Source organism: Agromyces solani (assembly GCF_058349925.1).
In genome coordinates, this window is the sequence record NZ_JBYRER010000003.1 from 701,674 (window position 1) to 719,317 (window position 17,644).

Annotated in this window: 13 protein-coding genes; 6 read left to right on the forward strand and 7 right to left on the reverse strand. The window is 68.0% G+C overall.

Features of this window, described 5'->3' with window-relative positions; genetic code table 11:
- Positions 1-5 precede the first annotated feature (5 nt).
- The 6 genes from gyrA to dnaA form a co-directional block, all read right to left on the reverse strand.
- Entirely contained in the window at positions 6-2,600 is a 2,595-nt protein-coding gene (gene gyrA / locus AC3RJ7_RS15640) for a DNA gyrase subunit A (protein ID WP_491456769.1), read from the reverse strand.
- A gap of 1 nt (position 2,601) precedes the next feature.
- Positions 2,602-4,620, reverse strand: a complete 2,019-nt coding sequence (gyrB, locus tag AC3RJ7_RS15645) for a DNA topoisomerase (ATP-hydrolyzing) subunit B (protein ID WP_491456770.1) — start codon at positions 4,618-4,620, stop codon at positions 2,602-2,604.
- Between the two features lie 123 nt (positions 4,621-4,743).
- Positions 4,744-5,232, reverse strand: a complete 489-nt coding sequence (locus tag AC3RJ7_RS15650) for a DciA family protein (protein ID WP_491456771.1) — start codon at positions 5,230-5,232, stop codon at positions 4,744-4,746.
- The gene (recF, locus tag AC3RJ7_RS15655; RefSeq protein ID WP_491456772.1) at positions 5,225-6,493 is read right to left on the reverse strand and encodes a DNA replication/repair protein RecF; all 1,269 of its coding nucleotides are present in this window, start codon (positions 6,491-6,493) and stop codon (positions 5,225-5,227) included. Before recF ends, AC3RJ7_RS15650 begins: the two co-directional genes overlap by 8 nt.
- A 230-nt stretch (positions 6,494-6,723) precedes the next feature.
- Positions 6,724-7,878: a DNA polymerase III subunit beta gene (dnaN, locus tag AC3RJ7_RS15660; RefSeq protein WP_491456773.1), complete on the reverse strand. Its 1,155-nt coding sequence runs from the start codon at positions 7,876-7,878 to the stop codon at positions 6,724-6,726.
- 608 nt (positions 7,879-8,486) lie between these two features.
- Positions 8,487-9,908 (reverse strand): chromosomal replication initiator protein DnaA, encoded by a 1,422-nt coding sequence (gene dnaA, locus AC3RJ7_RS15665; RefSeq protein ID WP_491456774.1) that lies wholly within the window; start codon positions 9,906-9,908, stop codon positions 8,487-8,489.
- Between the two features lie 439 nt (positions 9,909-10,347).
- Here dnaA and rpmH point away from each other — a divergent pair, with 439 nt between their 5' ends.
- Genes rpmH through rsmG form a run of 6 tightly spaced genes read left to right on the forward strand, consistent with a single transcriptional unit; the run spans position 10,348 to position 13,476 of the window.
- Positions 10,348-10,485: a 50S ribosomal protein L34 gene (rpmH, locus tag AC3RJ7_RS15670; protein ID WP_022889115.1), complete on the forward strand. Its 138-nt coding sequence runs from the start codon at positions 10,348-10,350 to the stop codon at positions 10,483-10,485.
- Between the two features lie 7 nt (positions 10,486-10,492).
- Entirely contained in the window at positions 10,493-10,891 is a 399-nt protein-coding gene (gene rnpA, locus AC3RJ7_RS15675) for a ribonuclease P protein component (RefSeq protein ID WP_491456775.1), read from the forward strand.
- Positions 10,884-11,327, forward strand: a complete 444-nt coding sequence (gene yidD, locus AC3RJ7_RS15680; RefSeq protein WP_491456776.1) for a membrane protein insertion efficiency factor YidD — start codon at positions 10,884-10,886, stop codon at positions 11,325-11,327. Before rnpA ends, yidD begins: the two co-directional genes overlap by 8 nt.
- Before the next feature lie 9 nt (positions 11,328-11,336).
- Positions 11,337-12,308, forward strand: a complete 972-nt coding sequence (gene yidC, locus AC3RJ7_RS15685; RefSeq protein WP_491456777.1) for a membrane protein insertase YidC — start codon at positions 11,337-11,339, stop codon at positions 12,306-12,308.
- Positions 12,309-12,312: 4 nt separating this feature from the next.
- Positions 12,313-12,810, forward strand: coding sequence for a Jag family protein (locus AC3RJ7_RS15690; RefSeq protein ID WP_491456778.1), 498 nt, complete (start codon positions 12,313-12,315; stop codon positions 12,808-12,810).
- A 30-nt stretch (positions 12,811-12,840) separates the two neighbouring features.
- Positions 12,841-13,476, forward strand: a complete 636-nt coding sequence (gene rsmG, locus AC3RJ7_RS15695) for a 16S rRNA (guanine(527)-N(7))-methyltransferase RsmG (protein ID WP_491456779.1) — start codon at positions 12,841-12,843, stop codon at positions 13,474-13,476.
- Between the two features lie 3,435 nt (positions 13,477-16,911).
- Here the strand turns inward: rsmG and AC3RJ7_RS15700 are convergent.
- Positions 16,912-17,217: a hypothetical protein gene (locus tag AC3RJ7_RS15700; protein ID WP_491456780.1), complete on the reverse strand. Its 306-nt coding sequence runs from the start codon at positions 17,215-17,217 to the stop codon at positions 16,912-16,914.
- Positions 17,218-17,644 lie beyond the last annotated feature (427 nt).

Genomic DNA, 17,644 nt, shown 5'->3' on the forward strand with positions numbered 1-17,644 from the left:
GACGATTACTCCTCTCCCGCGGGCTCGGCCGCATCGGACTCGGCGGCCTCCTCCACGAGATTCCGTTCGGAATTCTTCGCGATGGCGATGATCCGGTCGTCCACCGCGAATTTCGCGAAGACGACGCCCATCGTATCCCTGCCCTTGGCGGGGACCTCGGCGACATCGGAGCGTACCACCTTGCCGCTGGCAAGAACCACCAGCACCTCGTCGTCGCTTCCGACGATGAGGGCGCCGGCCAGGTCGCCCCGGTCTTCGCTCAGCTTGGCCACCTTGATGCCCAGGCCGCCGCGGTTCTGCAGGCGATACTGGTCGACCGCGGTGCGCTTGGCGTAGCCGCCCTCGGTGACGACGAACACGTACCGACCGCCCTCGGCCTCCGCCGAGGCATCCGCGGCGTTCTCAGCGTCTTCACCGGATTCGGGGCCGGAACCGGGCACGACGTTCGCCGCGAGCAGGGCGTCGCCCTCTCGGAACGCCATGCCCTTCACGCCCGACGTGGAGCGGCCCATGGGGCGGAGCGCCTCGTCGGTCGCCTCGAAGCGGAGCGACATGCCCTTCTTCGAGACGAGCAGGACCTCGTCGTGCTCGTCGGCCAGCATGGCCGAGACGAGTTCGTCGCCGTCGCGGAGGTTGATCGCGATGACGCCGCGCGAGCGGTTCGTGTCGTAGGCCGTGAGCTCGGTCTTCTTGACCAGGCCGCCGCGGGTCGCGAGCACGAGGTACTTCGCGGCCTCGTAGTCGCGGATGTCGAGGATCTCGGCGATCTCCTCGTCGGGCTGCATCTCGAGCAGGTTGGCGACGTGCTGGCCCTTCGCGTCGCGGCCGGCCTCCTGGATCTCGTACGCCTTCGCGCGGTAGACCCGGCCCATGTTCGTGAAGAACAGCAGCCAGTGGTGCGTCGTCGTGACGAAGAAGTGGTCGACCACGTCGTCGGCGCGCAGCTGCGCACCCTTCACGCCCTTGCCGCCGCGGTGCTGCGAGCGGTAGTTGTCGCTGCGCGTGCGCTTGACGTAGCCGCCGCGCGTGACCGTGACCACCATCTCCTCCTCGGGGATGAGGTCTTCGACCGACATGTCGCCGTCGAAGCCCGGCACGATGTGCGTGCGGCGCTCGTCGCCGTACTTGTCGACGATCTCGGCGAGCTCCTCCGAGACGATCGTGCGCTGGCGCGCCGGCGTCGCGAGGATGTCGTTGTAGTCGGCGATCTTCGCCTCGAGCTCGTTCGCCTCGTCGATGATCTTCTGGCGCTCGAGGGCGGCGAGCCGGCGCAGCTGCATCGCGAGGATGGCGTCGGCCTGCAGGTCGTCGATGTCGAGCAGCTCTTTCAGGCCGTCGCGCGCGATGTCGACCGTGGCCGACGCCCGGATGAGGGCGATGACCTCGTCGAGGGCGTCGAGCGCCTTGAGGTAGCCGCGCAGGATGTGCATGCGCGCCTCGGCCTCGCGCAGCAGGTACTGCGTGCGCCGGACGATGACCTCGATCTGGTGGTCGACCCAGTGCGCGACGAACCCGTCGATCGAGAGCGTGCGGGGCACGCCGTCGACGATCGCGAGCATGTTCGCGCCGAAGTTCTCCTGCAGCTGCGTGTGCTTGTACAGGTTGTTCAGCACGACCTTCGCGACCGCGTCGCGCTTCAGCACGATCACGAGGCGCTGGCCGGTGCGGCCCGAGGTCTCGTCGCGGATGTCGGCGATGCCCGAGATCTTGCCGTCCTTCACGAGGTCGGCGATCTTGATGGCGAGGTTGTCGGGGTTGACCTGGTACGGCAGCTCGGTGACGACGAGGCACGTGCGACCGTGGATCTCCTCCACCTCGACGACCGCCCGCATCGTGATCGAGCCGCGACCCGTGCGATACGCGTCGGTGATGCCCTTCACGCCGAGGATCTGGGCGCCAGTCGGGAAGTCGGGTCCCTTGATGCGCTGCAGCAGCGCCTCCTGCAGCTCCTCGCGGGATGCCTCGGGGTGCTCCAGGTACCACTGGGCACCCGACGCGACCTCGCGGAGGTTGTGCGGCGGGATGTTCGTCGCCATGCCCACGGCGATGCCGACGGAGCCGTTGACGAGGAGGTTCGGGAAGCGCGCCGGCAGGATCGACGGCTCCTGGGTTCGGCCGTCGTAGTTGTCCTGGAAGTCGACGGTCTCCTTGTCGATGTCGCGCACCATCTCGAGCGCGAGCGGAGCCATCTTCGTCTCGGTGTATCGCGGGGCTGCGGCGCCGTCGTTGCCGGGCGAACCGAAGTTGCCCTGCCCGAGCGCGAGCGGGTAGCGCAGGCTCCACGGCTGGACGAGGCGCACGAGCGCGTCGTAGATCGCCGTGTCGCCGTGCGGGTGGAACTGGCCCATGACGTCGCCGACGACGCGGGCGCACTTCGAGAACGCCTTGTCGGGGCGGTAGCCGCCGTCGTACATCGCGTAGATCACGCGGCGGTGCACGGGCTTCAGCCCGTCGCGGACGTCGGGCAGGGCGCGGCCCACGATCACGCTCATCGCGTAGTCGAGGTACGACCGCTGCATCTCGAGCTGCAGGTCGACCTGGTCGATCCTGCCGTGGATGCCGGGGCCCTCGCCGTTGTCGCCGATACCGGGCTCGATCACATCAGATGTCAAGGAAACGCACGTCCTTCGCGTTCTTCTGGATGAAGTTCCGGCGGCTCTCGACGTCCTCGCCCATCAGGGTCGAGAAGATCTCGTCGGCGGCGGCCGCGTCGTCCATGGTGACCTGCAGCAGCGTGCGGGTCTCGGGGTTCATCGTGGTCTCCCAGAGCTCCTGGTAGCTCATCTCGCCGAGACCCTTGTAGCGCTGGATGCCGTTGTCCTTCGGGATGCGCCAACCCTTCGCCTGGCCGTCGACGAGCAGCGCGTCGCGCTCGCGGTCGGAGTAGACGAACTGGTGGTCGGCGTTCGACCACTTGAGGCGGTACAGCGGCGGCTGCGCGAGGTACACGTAGCCGAGCTCGATGAGCGGCCGCATGTAGCGGAACAGCAGCGTGAGCAGCAGCGTCGTGATGTGCTGGCCGTCGACGTCGGCGTCGGCCATGAGCACGATCTTGTGGTACCGGGCCTTCTCGGTGTTGAAGTCCTCGCCGATGCCGGCGCCGAACGCCGTGATCATCGCCTGCACCTCGTTGTTCGCGAGCGCGCGGTCGAGGCGGGCCTTCTCCACGTTCAGGATCTTGCCGCGCAGCGGCAGGATGGCCTGGGTCTCGGGGTTGCGGCCCTGCACGGCCGAGCCGCCGGCCGAGTCGCCCTCGACGATGAAGATCTCGCTGATCGAGGGGTCCTTCGAGGAGCAGTCCTTCAGCTTGCCGGGCATTCCACCCGACTCGAGCAGGCCCTTGCGGCGGGTCGCCTCGCGCGCCTTGCGCGCCGCGATGCGGGCGGTCGCCGCCTGGATCGCCTTGCGGATGATGTCGCGCGCCTGCGTGGGGTTGCGCTCGAACCAGTCGCCGAGCTGGTCGGCCGTGACCTTCTGCACGAACGACTTCGCCTCGGTGTTGCCGAGCTTCGTCTTCGTCTGGCCCTCGAACTGCGGTTCGCCGAGCTTGACCGAGATGACGGCCGTCAGGCCCTCGCGCACGTCGTCGCCGGAGAGGTTGTCGTCCTTCTCCTTGAGGATGTTCTTCTCGCGGGCGTAGCGGTTCACGAGCGTCGTGAGCGCCGCACGGAACCCCTCTTCGTGCGTGCCGCCCTCGTGCGTGTTGATGGTGTTCGCGTACGTGTGCACGGACTCGGTGTACGCCGTCGTCCACTGCATCGCGACCTCGAGCGCGATCTTGCGGTCGGTGTCCTCCGCCTCGAACGAGATGATCTCGTCGTTGACGAGTTCGGCGCGCTTCGACTTGTTGAGGAACTCCACGTAGTCGGTGATGCCGCGCTCGTAGAGGAAGGTGTCGGTGCGCGGACCGCCGGACGTGGCGTCCGTGTCGGCCTCGGCGGTGTCGTCGGGGTCGACGACGTCGTGGCCGGCGCGCTCGTCGGTGAGCGTGATGCGCAGCCCCTTGTTGAGGAACGCCATCTGCTGGAAGCGCGTGCGCAGCGTCTCGTAGTCGAACTCGACGGTCTCGAAGATGTCGGCGCTCGGCCAGAACGTCGTCGTCGTGCCGGTCTCGTCGCTCGCTTCGTCCTTCGAGAGCGGAGCCTCGGGGACGCCGACGTTGAACGCCTGCCGCCAGACGTGCCCCTGGCGCTTGACCTCGACCTCGAGTCGCGACGAGAGGGCGTTGACGACCGAGGAGCCGACGCCGTGCAGGCCGCCCGAGACCGCGTACCCGCCGCCGCCGAACTTGCCGCCGGCGTGCAGCACGGTGAGCACGACCTCGACGGTCGACCGGCCCTCAGTCGGGTGGATGTCGACGGGGATGCCGCGACCGTCGTCGACGACGCGGATGCCGCCGTCTGGCAGGATCGTCACGTCGATCTCGGTCGCATAGCCCGCGAGCGCCTCGTCGACGGAGTTGTCGACGATCTCGTAGACGAGGTGGTGGAGCCCTCGGGGCCCGGTCGATCCGATGTACATGCCGGGCCGCTTGCGTACCGCTTCGAGGCCCTCGAGAACCTGGATCGCGTCTGCGCCGTATTCGGGCGCGCTCTGGGCCTTCGTCGGTTCCGCTGTCATGGGTGAATCGGGCTCCAAACCGTCGTTCTGGCGACAGTCGATCCTATCAAACGGAGCCTTGCGTCCGGCCTCCGACGGGCCCTCTCCGGGGATAACTCGGGTCGGGCGACCGTTTTCGTCTCGTCAGCCGTAGGTATCGCGAGGACCGCGGCCTGGAACCGATCTGGGACCCTTTTTCCAGGTGGGGGCGTCGGGCCCCTGAAAGCGGATGGTCTCGACCCCCGCCCCGGGGAACCGGGAGACGATCTCGGTGACGAGCTGGGTGCGCATGAGGCGGAGCTGCGTCGCCCAGGCGGTCGACTCGCACTTGACCTGCAGCACGCCGCCCTCGATCGCGATCGCCTCGGAGTGGCGGGCCGTCTCGTCGCCGACGATGTCGGCCCACGACGCGAGCACGTCGTGCTGGGAGAGCGGGCCCGTCCAGCCGAGCTGGGAACTCAGCCCGTCGAGGGTCGCGGCGAGCGGCTTCGGGTCGCGGCCGGGGGTGAACGGCTGGCTGCCGGATGCCTCGCGCGTGCGCACCTTCGCGCGGCCGGGTCGCACTCGGGGCTCGCCGCCGAAGATCTCGCGGAAGTGGCGGTAGACGCGGGCGGCTTCGGAGACGTCAGTCATCGGCGGCCTCCTCTCCGTCTTCGGCGGTCGTCTCGGTCTCGGTCTCGGTCTCGGTCTCCACGATGCGACCGGCCTCGATGTGCACGATACGCGCCGTGAGCGGCGCCGGCACGTCTTCGAGGACGGCGGCGGTGACGAGCACCTGTTCGAACCCGCCGATCGCCTCGGCCAGCCGTTGCCGCCGAAGGCGGTCGAGTTCGGCGAACACGTCGTCGAGCACGAGCACGGGGTCGCCCGTGGCCGAATCGCGGCGCAGGAGCTCGGCCGACGCCAGCCGGATCGCGAGGGCGAACGACCACGACTCCCCGTGGCTCGCGTAGCCCTTCGCGGGAAGCCCGTTGAGCAGCAGGAGCACGTCGTCGCGATGCGGCCCGACGAGGGTCACCCCGCGCTCGAGCTCCTTGCCGCGGAGCGCGCGGAGCGCGGCGGCGAACCGTTCGGCCGTCGTGCTCGCCGATCGGGGTTCCTCCGACGGGTCGCGATGCGCGGAATCGCTGCGCACCGGCGGTTCCTCACCGGCCGGCGATGCCTCGAGACCCGCGCCCTCCGCGTCGACGTCGCCGCCGTCGATCGAGAGCACCGACCGGAGTTCGGGCCGGTGGTCGGCGCCGACGATCGAGCGGTACGCTGCGGCGACGGGTTCGCCGAGCTCGGCGACGAGCGCGACCCGCTGGTCGATGAGCTCGGTGCCGAGCTCGACCAGCCGTTCGTCCCAGATGTCGAGGGTGGTGAGCTTGTCGGCGGCCAGACCGCGCGCCCGCGCGCTCTTCAACAGGGAGTTCCGCTGCTTGAGCACCCGCTCGTAGTCGGACATGACGCCCGCGAGGCGCGGCGCGCGCTGCACGAGCAGCTCGTCGAGCATGCGCCGGCGCACACCCGGTTCGCCGCGGACGATCGCGAGGTCTTCGGGCGCGAACAGCACGCTGTGGGCGTAGCGCGGGAGCTCACGCGTCTTCACCGGCGAACGGTTGAGCTGCGCGCGGTTCGCCCCTTGCCGGTTGAGCTGCAGTTCGACGAGCAGACGCCGATCGCCGTGGGCGAGCTGCGCGCGCACGATGGCCGCGTCGGCGCCGGCCCGGATGAGCGCCTGGTCGCTCGACACGCGATGCGAGCCGAGCGTCGCGAGGTAGCCGATCGACTCGACGAGATTCGTCTTGCCCTGGCCGTTGCGCCCCACGAGCACCGTCGCACCGGGACCGAGCTCGAGTTCCGCGCGGGCGTAGTTCCGGTAGTCGGTCAACGAGAGGCGCGCGACGTGCACGGGCACCACTCCTCTCGATCGACCACGACAACGCTACCGGCGGCTGCCGACACCGCCGCGAGGCATCCGCGATGCTGCAGCAGCGCACCGCGCCGCCAACGACACCGTTTCAGGAATGAGTCCGCTATTCAGGACGGAATCGACGATTTCGTCCTGAATGGCTTCCGAGATCCTGAAACGGTGGTGTCGTCGCGCGACGAGCGACCCGAGAACGCCGGGGATGCCCGGGCTCAGCGCAGCAGCAGGTTGGGCTGCAGCAGGTAGCGGTAGCTGTCGGAGCCGGCCTGCTCGCGCGAGGTCTGGCTCGTGATGAGCACCGGTCCGGGCTTGTTCGGGTTCTCGGTCTTCGTGAACGAGATGCGCACGAACTCGGAATGGACGGCGCCGAGCCCGTCGAGCAGGAACTGGGGCTTCAACGACACGACGGTGTCGTCGCCCGTGAGGATCGCATCGATCGACTCGGACGCCTGCGCCTGCTCGGAGCCGATCGCCTCGAGCGTGAGTCCGTCCGCCGAGAAGCTGTAGCGCAGTGCGGCCTCGCGCTCGAGCACGAGGGCGACACGACGGGTCGCCTCGATGAGGTCGGCCGTGTTCATGACCGCGTAGTTGTCGACCGTGTCGGGGAACAGCCGGCGCACGGGCGGGAAGTTGCCCTTGATGAGCAGCGACGTCACGGTCTTCTTGTCGGCGCTGAACGCGATGAGCTCGCGGTCGTCGCGGCTCGTGATCGCCACCGAGATGTTGCCCGAGTGCCCGAAGGTCTTGCCGACCTCCTGCAGCGTGCGCGCGGGGACGAGCGCGGTCACCGGTTCGGCGTCGCCGCCGGCGACGCCGCCTCCGTCCCAGTCGATCTCGCGTACCGCGACGCGGTAGCGGTCGGTCGCGACGAGGCCGAGGCTGTTCTCGCGCACCTCGAGCTGCACACCGGTGATGACGGGCGTGACGTCGTCGCGCGAGGCGGCGACGGCGACCTGTGCGACGGCGGCAGCGAACTCCTCGGCGGGGACGAGGCCCGACTGCTCGCCGATCTCGGGGATCGACGGGTACTCCTCGACGGGCATCGACAGGAGGGTGAAGCTCGCGGAGCCGCAGCTCACCGAGATGCGACTCTCTTCGGTGGCCACGCGCACGGGCGCGTTCGGCAGGCGGCCGGCGATCTCGGCGAGGAGGCGACCGGAGACGAGCACGGTGCCGGGCTCCTCGACGTCGGCCTGGATCTCGGTCTGGGAGGACACCTCGTAGTCGAAGGAGGAGAGCACGAGGCCGTCGGCGTTCGCCTGGATCAGCACGCCCGAGAGGATCGGCAGCGTGGTGCGCTGCGGCAGCAGCTTGACGGCGAAGGAAACGGCCTCACTGAAGACGTCGCGATTGACCTGGAACTTCACGGTTCTCCCGTCGTGGATGTCGCTTGGTGGCTCCCATGCTATCCGCAGAGCCGATCGCGGTGCCGGTGAATCGGGCCCGCCGGGTGATCGTTCCACCGTGTTCGACGTCGCGATCGACCGTCCGGACCCCTCGCTCGACGCCCGCCGACCTCGAGGTTGTGGGAATCGACCCTTAACCATCTCTCTCTTAACGGTGTTAACCGTTGTGGAAACTGTGGATGGTGTTCGGAGACCCGCGGAACGATGCCGATCCGAGGCCGTCGCATCTGTGCACACCGTGTGGATTCGAGCGCGGACGCCTCGAGCGCGCCCGGATCGCCGAACGGTGTTCTGCACAGGGCGCAGAACGGTGTCAACAGTCGCGTCGCGGTTGCTCGTTAACAATCCACAGGTTCTCCACAACTGTGGGAAGCGTTCGGAGATGGTCTGCAGAGGGCGTGCAGAGGTGGATTCCGGACGCCATTCGCCGGTCGAGTGGCGCCGACGCGCATCGCCGACGCGCAGCGGCGACGCGCATCGAAACCAGGTCGGCCGCGTTCGACGCCGGGCACCGGGTTCCGATACGCGTGCTCCTTGTCGCGCGGTACTCGACCGAAGGGAGAATCGACTCAGCGGTAGCGGGTCGTCTGCTTGATGCGCGCGGTCAGCTCGGTGACCTGGTTGTAGATCGAACGCCGCTCCTTCATGAGCTCCGAGATCTTCTTGTTCGCGTACATCACCGTGGTGTGGTCGCGGTTGCCGAACAGCTGACCGATCTTCGGCAGCGACAGGTTCGTGAGCTCGCGGCACAGGTACATCGCGATCTGGCGCGCGGTCGCGACGGCCTGCGAACGACTCGAACCGTAGAGGTCGTCGACCGTGAGCTTGAAGTACTCGGCGGTCGCCGTGATGATGTCGACCGGCGCGACCACGTTGTCCGAGTCATCCGTGATGAGGTCTTTGAGCACGGTCTGCACGAGCGGCATGTCGACCGGCGTGCGGTTGAGGCTCGCGAACGCCGTGACGCGGATGAGGGTGCCCTCGAGCTCGCGGATGTTCGACGAGACCTTCGACGCCATGTACTCGAGGATGTCGTCGGGGACCTGGAGACGCTCGGACTGCGCCTTCTTCCGCAGGATCGCGATGCGGGTCTCGAGGTCGGGCGCCTGGACGTCCGTGATGAGGCCCCACTCGAACCGGCTGCGCATCCGGTCCTCGAAGCCGGTGAGGTGCTTCGGCGGCACATCGCTCGTGATCACGACCTGCTTGTTGTGGTCGTGCAGCGTGTTGAAGGTGTGGAAGAACGCCTCCTGGGTCTCCGCCTTGCCCTGGAGGAACTGGATGTCGTCGATCAGCAGGATGTCGATGTTGCGGTACCGCTGCTGGAAGAGGGAACCGCGGTTGTTGGCGATCGAGTTGATGAAGTCGTTCGTGAACTCCTCGGAGGAGACGTACCGCACTCGGATGCCGGGATAGAGGCTCATCGCGTAGTGGCCGATGGCGTGCAGGAGGTGCGTCTTGCCGAGCCCCGAGTCGCCGTAGATGAAGAGGGGGTTGTAGGCCTTCGCCGGCGCCTCGGCCACGGCGACCGCTGCGGCATGGGCGAAGCGGTTCGACTGGCCGATGACGAAGCTGTCGAACGAGTACTTCGGGTTGAGCCGGGTGTCGCGCGGCGAGACGGGGCTGGTGTTCTCGAACACCGACTGCGGCGAGGCGGGAAGTTCGACCGGGTCGGGTTCGGTCGCGTAGCCGGCCTGCTGCTCGGCGGCCGCCCTCGCCTCTTCGAGTTCGGGGTTCACGACCACGTAGAACGAGGTCACCGGCGACGGCGCCTCGACCGCGCTCATCGCCGAGAGGAGCGAGACGCGCATGCGCTGGTTCAGCATGCTCGCGGTGAAGTCGTTGGGCACCTCGAGGTAGAAGGTGCCGGCCGCGATGCCCTTCGGTTCGACCAGGTTGAGGAAACCCTGGAGCATCGGAGTGATCGCTTCGTCGTCGGAAAGTCGATCGAGGATCGTCGCCCACGTCTCGGAAATGGGCTGTTCGGTCATCGTTCCCCGCAATCAAGTTTCGGTGCTCTCGTGGGCCGCTCATCGATCCCCCATCGACGAAGCGAGCGGCGCGAGGCGTGTGTTCACAGTGTTTTCCACCGCCTGTGGGGAGATTCGGGAACTCGCCCGTGATTCCGCGCACGAAGCTGGGGATAACTGGTGTCAAACGCTATCCGAGGATGCCGCCGCCGACAAATGCCGATGGGAGGATTCGACAGCGCGGGCGTGTCGTTCCACAGGAGGCGTCGAGGTTCGGGCGATACTGTGGGGTTCGAATTGCGCCCTCCCGCGCGCTCGTCGGTTTGACCGCGGGCCGTCGAGGCCGTAGTTTTAATCAGTTGACCCCAGCCCTTTCGGGCACCCAGTTTTCCCGCCGCCGCGCTGCAGCACCTGTCGCAGCCACTTCCCGGCGAGGAGATCCGACAGCCGGAGAAGAAGAATGAGCAAGCGTACGTTCCAGCCGAACAACCGTCGTCGCGCCAAGAAGCACGGCTTCCGCCTTCGCATGCGCACCCGCGCCGGTCGTGCCATCCTGTCGGCACGCCGCGCCAAGGGCCGCACCGAACTGTCCGCGTAATTCTTCGGTGCTCGCCAAAGCCAATCGCATCACGAGCGCCGACGACTACCGAGTCATCGTGCGCCGGGGTGCGAAGGTCGCCGGTGCCCACACCGTGAGCTATATGCGCTCACGGGAGTCGGGCACCGACGCGCGCTTCGGCTTCATCGTCTCGAAGAAGGTCGGCGGCGCGGTGCGTCGCAACCTCGTGCGTCGTCGCCTGAAGGCGGCGTGCTACGAGGTGCTCGGCGACGGCTTCGCGGGCACCGACGTCGTGGTGCGGGCGCTTCCGTCGGCGGCCGACGCCGACTGGGCGGCACTCCGGGCCGACGTGATCCGGGCCGTCGAGAAGCGCGGGGCGCGCTCGAAGGCCCCCCATCGCACCCCGACGCAGACACCACAGCACCAGGGCGAGTCGCATGCGTGACTTCGCCCTTTTCGTCGTGCTCATCCCCCGGAATCTCGGGGTGCTGCTGATCCGTGCCTATCGCAAGTTGATCTCGCCCCTCTACGGCGACGTCTGCCGGTACTACCCCTCGTGCTCGGCCTACGGACTCGGTTCGGTGCAGCAGCGCGGTCTCGTCATCGGTTCGCTGTTGACCGCGTGGCGCATCCTCCGCTGCAATCCGTGGTCACCCGGCGGCATCGACGACGTGCGGCCGGCCCGGCACGACCGGTACCGCGTGACTCGGTTCGGTTGGGTGCTTCCCGCCGGGTACGTGAAGTCGGATGCCTCGGCCTCGAGCCCGCACGATCACACGTCGCACGCCGGCCACGCGGCATCCCACGAATTCTCGGCGCAGCGGGTGCAGCCCGCGGCCGCCGCCATGATCTCCTCCCCCAGCCCGTCCCGAAAGGACTGACCGCCACCCATGGATCCCATCAGCATCATCCTCTGGCCCATCAAGTGGGCCGTCGAGCTGATCCTCGTCGCCTTCCATTCCTTGTGGGACTTCCTCGGGATGGACCCGAACGCCGGTATCACGTGGGTGCTGTCGATCGTGGGCCTGGTGCTCGTCGTGCGCGCGGCGCTCATCCCGATCTTCGTGCGCCAGATCAAGAGCCAGCGCCGCATGCTCGAGGTGGCGCCGCAGCTCAAGAAGATCCAGGACAAGTACAAGGGCAAGAAGGACCAGCTCTCTCGCGAGGCGATGTCGCGCGAGACGATGGAGCTCTACAAGAAGACGGGCACCAACCCGCTCTCGTCGTGCCTGCCGCTGCTGCTGCAGATGCCGATCTTCTTCGCGCTGTTCTCGGTGCTCAACGACGCTTCGATCCACGCCGAGCGCGGCGGCGTGGGCGCCCTGACGCCGGCACTCGCGGAGTCGTTCGCCAATGCCGAGTTCCTCGGTGCGCCCCTGAACTCGACGTTCATCCAGCAGTGGAACCTCATGATCGCCGGGGAGGCGTTCAGCGCGAACACGATGATCATCGCCCTCGCGATGATCGTGCTCATGACCGCCTCGCAGTTCATCACGCAGCTGCAGATCGTCTCGAAGAACATGTCGCCCGAGACCAAGGCGAGCCCGATGTTCCGCCAGCAGCGCATCCTCCTGTACCTGCTCCCCCTCGTGTTCGCCTTCTCCGGTGTGGCCTTCCCCCTCGGCGTCATGTTCTACTGGCTCGTCTCGAACTTCTGGACCATGGGCCAGCAGTTCGTCGTCATCCGCAACATGCCGACCCCAGGCAGTGAGGCCGCGAAGGCCCGCGAAGCCCGTCTCGCCAAGAAGGGCAAGCTCGTCGTCGAAGACAAGAACGAGGGCACGACGATCGTCGTCGAAGAGAAGAAGACGCAGCGGCAGCAGCCGATGAGCAAGTCGCGCGCCAAGAAGCAGGGGAAGTAAGACGATGACCGACGTTCAGCACGAAGCCGAGCAGCGCTCGACCGCCCAGCTCGAAGAAGAGGGCGACATCGCCGCGGACTACATCGAGGAACTGCTCGACATCACCGACCTCGACGGAGACATCGACATCGATGCGCGCAACGGTCGCGCCTACGTCTCGGTGAACGCCGGTGAGGGCGCCAACCTCCGCCTCCTCTCGAAGCCCGAGACGGTGAGCGCACTGCAGGAACTCACGCGCCTCGCCGTGCAGACGAAGACGGGTTCGTTCTCGCGCCTCATCCTCGACATCGGCGGTTCGCGGGACGCACGTCGCGACGAGCTCGCGACCCTCGTGTCGCGAGCGGTCGAGCGCATCGAGGGCGGAGCATCCGAGGCCGCACTCCCCCCGATGTCGTCGTACGAGCGCAAGCTCGTGCACGACCTGGTCGCCGAGCAGGGCTTCCACTCGGAGTCGCGGGGCGAGGGAGCCGACCGCCACACCGTCATCACGCGTGTCGGCTGACGAGCCCGCTTCGATGTTTCACGTGAAACGATGACCGACGGACTCGAAGCCGAACCGGCTGCGGCGGGACAACTGTTCGGCGAGCACCTCGACAAGGGGCGCGCCTTCACCGAGGCGCTTGCGCGTCACGGTGAGGAGCTGGGCCTCATCGGCCCGCTGGAACTGCCCCGGTTGTGGACCAGGCACATCCTGAACAGCGCACTCGTCGCACCACTGCTGCATCCGGGGCGCGTCGGCGACGTCGGCTCGGGCGCAGGACTTCCGGGTCTCGTTCTCGCGATCATCCGTCCCGATGTGCAGTTGGTGCTCATCGAGCCGATGGAGCGACGTGTCGCCTGGCTCGAACGCCAGGCCGCGGAACTCGAGCTCGACAATGTGACCGTGGTGCGGGCGCGCGCGGAGGAATCGAAGCTCTTCGAATCGCTCGACCAGGTGACCGCGCGCGCGGTGAGCGCCCTGCGCACCCTCATCCCCGTCACCGCTCCCCTGGTTCGTCCCGGCGGCGAGCTGGTGCTCATGAAGGGTGCGAGCGTCGAGGCCGAGATCGGCAAGGCCGAGAAGGTCATCCGCAAGCACCGGCTTCGGGACGTCGAGGTGCTCGTGCTCGGCGCGGGTGTGGTTCCCGACGGCGAGGTCACCCGGGTGTTCCGCGCGGTGGTCGACTGATCGCTCGCGACGTGTCGCGGCGTGATGGCGGGCTGATGTTTCACGTGAAACGGTGCGGGCTCACGCTGCTCCCGACAGCGTAGGCGTCGGAGTCCAGCTTCGCTGGCACTGAGCCATCGCAACGCGCAGTCAGGCTGATCGTGGCCTGGCCCGAGACCAGGCGAAGCGCTTGGGCGGCGGCAATGACGCACCCGATCGGGTGTGGACCCTCGCCGCCCGCGGTTCGACAGTCTGTTCCACCGTCGGCCGAGGCCCCTGCGGGCCGCGCGATCGACGAGGTCGGTCCAGCCGACTGCGCGCTCGGTCCCACCGATGACGCGTGGTCGCAGGTCGCCGCGTTCCAGTGCGGCTGCGAGCGCCGGCTCCGTGACAAGCGGGCTGGCCGAACTCAGGGTCCCGCTCGATGGCGAGTGGAGAGCGTGGTGTTCGATGAGGGACGGGCCATCAGAAGTCGCGCCCGGTTCCGCCGAGAAGACGGTCGCGAGTCGCCGAGTTCAGAGCGGCCGCCGCGACGGTCGGTTTCGTGGAGGCGACTCGATGACGATGAGGGCGTGTGCGGCCCTCAGGTGACTGATGGCCTCGATGACGGGCGTTGCGACGCGCTGCTGGTGCGCTCCACGTACTGGAATGCCCGAGTCCGCGCGAACCGACTCGCCCGTGATCGTGCACGGGCGACAAGTAGGTCAGCGCCTGTATCTGCGCGCCGGGCAGGATCTGCGTGATCGGTAGACCGCCACCGGCGCTCGGGTCGAGATCGTGGAGGGTCGCGTCGTCGTCGCTGATGGCGGATGGCGGATGGCGGACCGACCTCGGCAGAAGGCCCCGGACCACGAGGGGCCGACCGCCGCACGGGCCGACAGCGCGAGCCGGTGCCTCCGTTGCACGGCTGTTCTCTCCGGCTGGATCGTTTGGAGTTGAATCACGGACGCGCTGCCCGCTGCGGCAAATCGTCAATGCCGCCGGGTCGCTGAAGCCCTTTGCGGGACGCATTGTTCCGCGGGTCCGATTCGGCACCGGTGGTCGGCGGGAGTAGTTTGAGATTGTTCGATCTCGGCGCAGCCGATCGTGCGCTCGCGCATCCCGCGTCGGTCGAAGCGGCACCGGGGTGGCGCAGGGATTCCGTCGTGGTGGAGGGATCCGGCCACGGTGGAGTGATCCGGTGACGTGCGGCGCGAGACGAGGTCGGGCGAGTGTCGCGGCTGAAGCGAGACCTTGCCCCTTCCACCAGATCGCAAGCGGCCCCGAGAAGAACTGGCCACCGGGTCCACCTCGCGATCGGCAGGCGTCGCCGACGCTGCTTTGGTCGACACCGGTGTCGCATTCCTTCCTTCCATCCCGACGCGCGGCGCCGACGATTCCACTCGGTCCGTGCCTGATGTTTCACGTGAAACATCAGCGAAGCAGTGAAATCCGCATCCGAATACGGATGGGGAATCAGGGTGCGGTCGGATGGCCGAGCTTGCGGATGACACGCTCGGCAGCATGTGTCGTGCAGCACGTGGTCGCGGCTGCTTCGTTGGGCTCCTGAAAACGGCTGCGTAGCGCGTCGGGCCGTTCGGCGGTCAGGAGGAACCATGTTGTCGCCGGAGGCTACCTGGACCTTGCGCATCGGCGGGCGTGAGTAGGTAAGCGATCCCGCATGCTGAAGCGAGGGTGGAAGATCCGTCGTGTCGGCCGAGGGTGTGGCTGCGCTGAGCATCGGGGCCGCCCGAGGTCGACCGATCGGGCCTGCACGAGACGCTGCGGAGCGTCGCGCAACGCTTTCCACGTGACGAACGGCAGTCGTTGATCGAGTGCGTCCCGTGGTCCGTTCTCTTCGACGAGCTGCGGCGCTGAGCACGGCAACGAGCGACCGGCCTCGCCCGTCATCCCCGATCACAGTTCGCCGGGCCGTTCGGGGAATCCGCCGTTCCGTCGGCGCGGGACGCGGCAGTGCCATGGATCGCCGGTGGTGCCCAGTTCAGACCCCGAGTAGAAGTCGGGAGTCGGCAACGGTGCTCCAACCGAACGATCGGCAGATCGACCGGCGATCCGGGTCGGCCTCCTCCATCGAAGAGACGGGGCGACTACTTCGGCGCGATGCCTCGAGGCGTCGACGAGGGCGCGCTGGTGGCAGAAGCACCTCGTGATCGATCTGCGCGATCGCTCGGAGTCACACCGCCAAGACACGGATCATGGTGCTCCCGTCGAAATGGTCCTCGAGCGCGGAGCGCGTCGCTGCTGAGCGCGAGTTTCTGGCGGCCACTGGAGGTCTCCGAGCGTTCGGGAGCTCATGACTGCCATGTCACTCGGTCGCGATGCTCGGGGCGCCCTCGCCCCACTGGTTCGCCCGTCGGGTGCGGAGTCCGTGGCTGAAGCTGAACTCGCGTCGGCCGTGCGCGAAGCCGGGGGCTCCATGCGCAGATGATTCGTCATGAGCGTCGACGCCCGGCGACGAAGGAGGTAGCGCCACTGTCGTCGACCCCGAACGAGGCAGATCTCGTCCGCCCAAGTGCGGGATCAGCGACCGCGCTTCGCGTGCCGGCGGTCCGCTCTCTGCAGACGTCGGCGGCGACTCAAGGTGCGGGATTGGCGTGGGCAGTCGATATCGCACGCCCGTCATCGACGTCCAATCAGCCGATCCGCTAATCCGCGCCGCGTCATCGGTGCTCCACCGGGCGGCGCCTCGGTACTTGACCGTTCGGCGTTACGATGCCTGCTCGCCTGGCTGCCTGTCGTCGGCGGCCGGCTGCCAAGCCCCCGCGGCCTCATCGCCCGTTGCCCGTCGTATGTCGCCGGTCCATCGCCGGCCGCGGGGCGCGGGTCGCGGGGCGCGGGTCGCGGGGCGCGGGTCGGGGGGCGCGGGTCGGGTCCCCCGTCGCCGGTCGTCAACCGCTGCGCCCCGCTGCCCGCCGTTGCCCGCCGCCCGGCTTTCGTGGACGAGCTTCAGGTGCGGCCTTGACCGGGTCGAATGGGTGATCGGAAGGGCGCCTCCTGTGGCGTGCAGGACCTCGGACGGATCCCATCGAGTAGGACGCGGACCGCACTTCGACAGAGCCCACGAGGGCGCAACGCTCCGCAGCGAGCCGCGGCGCGCGAACGCAACAGCCCCATGACCACCTTTCCCGTTTCACGTGAAACGCATCGCCGACCCGTTCCAGCCCTCGCACCCATTCGGGCACTGCCGTTTCACGTGAAACATCGCAGAGATCGCCACATCCAGCGCATACGACCGGGATTCGGCGGGCGCTCGTCGTCGGCGGCAGTTAAGCTTGATTCTCGGGTCGTGGCGCCGCAGTCGCCCGACCGATCCATGTGGTTGGGAGACGACGGATGACGCCTGGTGGGGGACGAGGATGGTTCCACCGTCGACGCTCCCAGCAGGCCGAGCAAGCCGAGCAAGCCCAGGTCGCTCCGCCTGAGACCACGCCCATGACCCCGGCAGAGCCCGAGCCATCAGGCCAGGATGCGAATCCTCCTGCCGGGTCCGGCCTCAACGCGCCATTCCAGGACGGGCCCGTCGAGTCCTCGGCGGCTCCGGTCGAGGTGTCGGCCCCCAGCGAACATCCGGTTGGCGAAGATACGACGCCGAGCGCGATCGACTGGGATGCCGCGACGGCCGCTGCCCTCAGCGACGATGTCGCCGGTCCCGACGCGGGCCGGCACCCTCACGACGCCGATCACGGTCCCGACCGCCTGCTCGAGGATCTGATCCGCGAGATCGTCGGTGATGCCGCGGTCGATACGGCCACCGCGCTTCATCCGGCAGCGAACCACGCGGCGAACCGTTCGGCTGACGACGCAGCCGAAGCACCGACGATCACGCCCACGGCGTCGCAGCCGTCCACCGCGCAGGCGAGCCCGACGACACCCGCGATGGCCGAACCCGAGCTCATGGAGGCCGAGCCGATCGACGCTCGGCCGGTTGCGACTGAGCCGCTTGCGACTGAGCCGGTTGCCACCGAGCCGGCGGAGGTCGAAGAAGTCACAGCATCGCCGGTGGAGACGCCCACCGGCTCCTCCCCCGCCGCACCCGTCACGCCGATGCCCGCGCCGACACCTCGCGACGAGCCGGAAGGTCGTCCCGCGATCCTCGAGGCGGCGGTGCCGCCTGAGCTCACCCAGGACGAGACACCCCAGTCGGTCGTCGTCGAGCAGCCCATCACCAGCGATGTTTCACGTGAAACAT

Excerpts from the sequence above, each read along its gene's own strand:
- yidC (WP_491456777.1), top strand. The coding sequence starts at position 11,337 with ATGGATCCCATCAGCATCATCCTCTGGCCCATCAAGTGGGCCGTCGAG.
- gyrB (WP_491456770.1), bottom strand. The coding sequence starts at position 4,620 with ATGACAGCGGAACCGACGAAGGCCCAGAGCGCGCCCGAATACGGCGCA.
- rsmG (WP_491456779.1), top strand. The coding sequence starts at position 12,841 with ATGACCGACGGACTCGAAGCCGAACCGGCTGCGGCGGGACAACTGTTC.
- dnaA (WP_491456774.1), bottom strand. The coding sequence starts at position 9,908 with ATGACCGAACAGCCCATTTCCGAGACGTGGGCGACGATCCTCGATCGA.
- AC3RJ7_RS15650 (WP_491456771.1), bottom strand. The coding sequence starts at position 5,232 with ATGACTGACGTCTCCGAAGCCGCCCGCGTCTACCGCCACTTCCGCGAG.
- rpmH (WP_022889115.1), top strand. The coding sequence starts at position 10,348 with ATGAGCAAGCGTACGTTCCAGCCGAACAACCGTCGTCGCGCCAAGAAG.
- AC3RJ7_RS15690 (WP_491456778.1), top strand. The coding sequence starts at position 12,313 with ATGACCGACGTTCAGCACGAAGCCGAGCAGCGCTCGACCGCCCAGCTC.
- yidD (WP_491456776.1), top strand. The coding sequence starts at position 10,884 with ATGCGTGACTTCGCCCTTTTCGTCGTGCTCATCCCCCGGAATCTCGGG.
- AC3RJ7_RS15700 (WP_491456780.1), bottom strand. The coding sequence starts at position 17,217 with ATGAAGCGCGGTGGCCGTATCGACCGCGGCATCACCGACGATCTCGCG.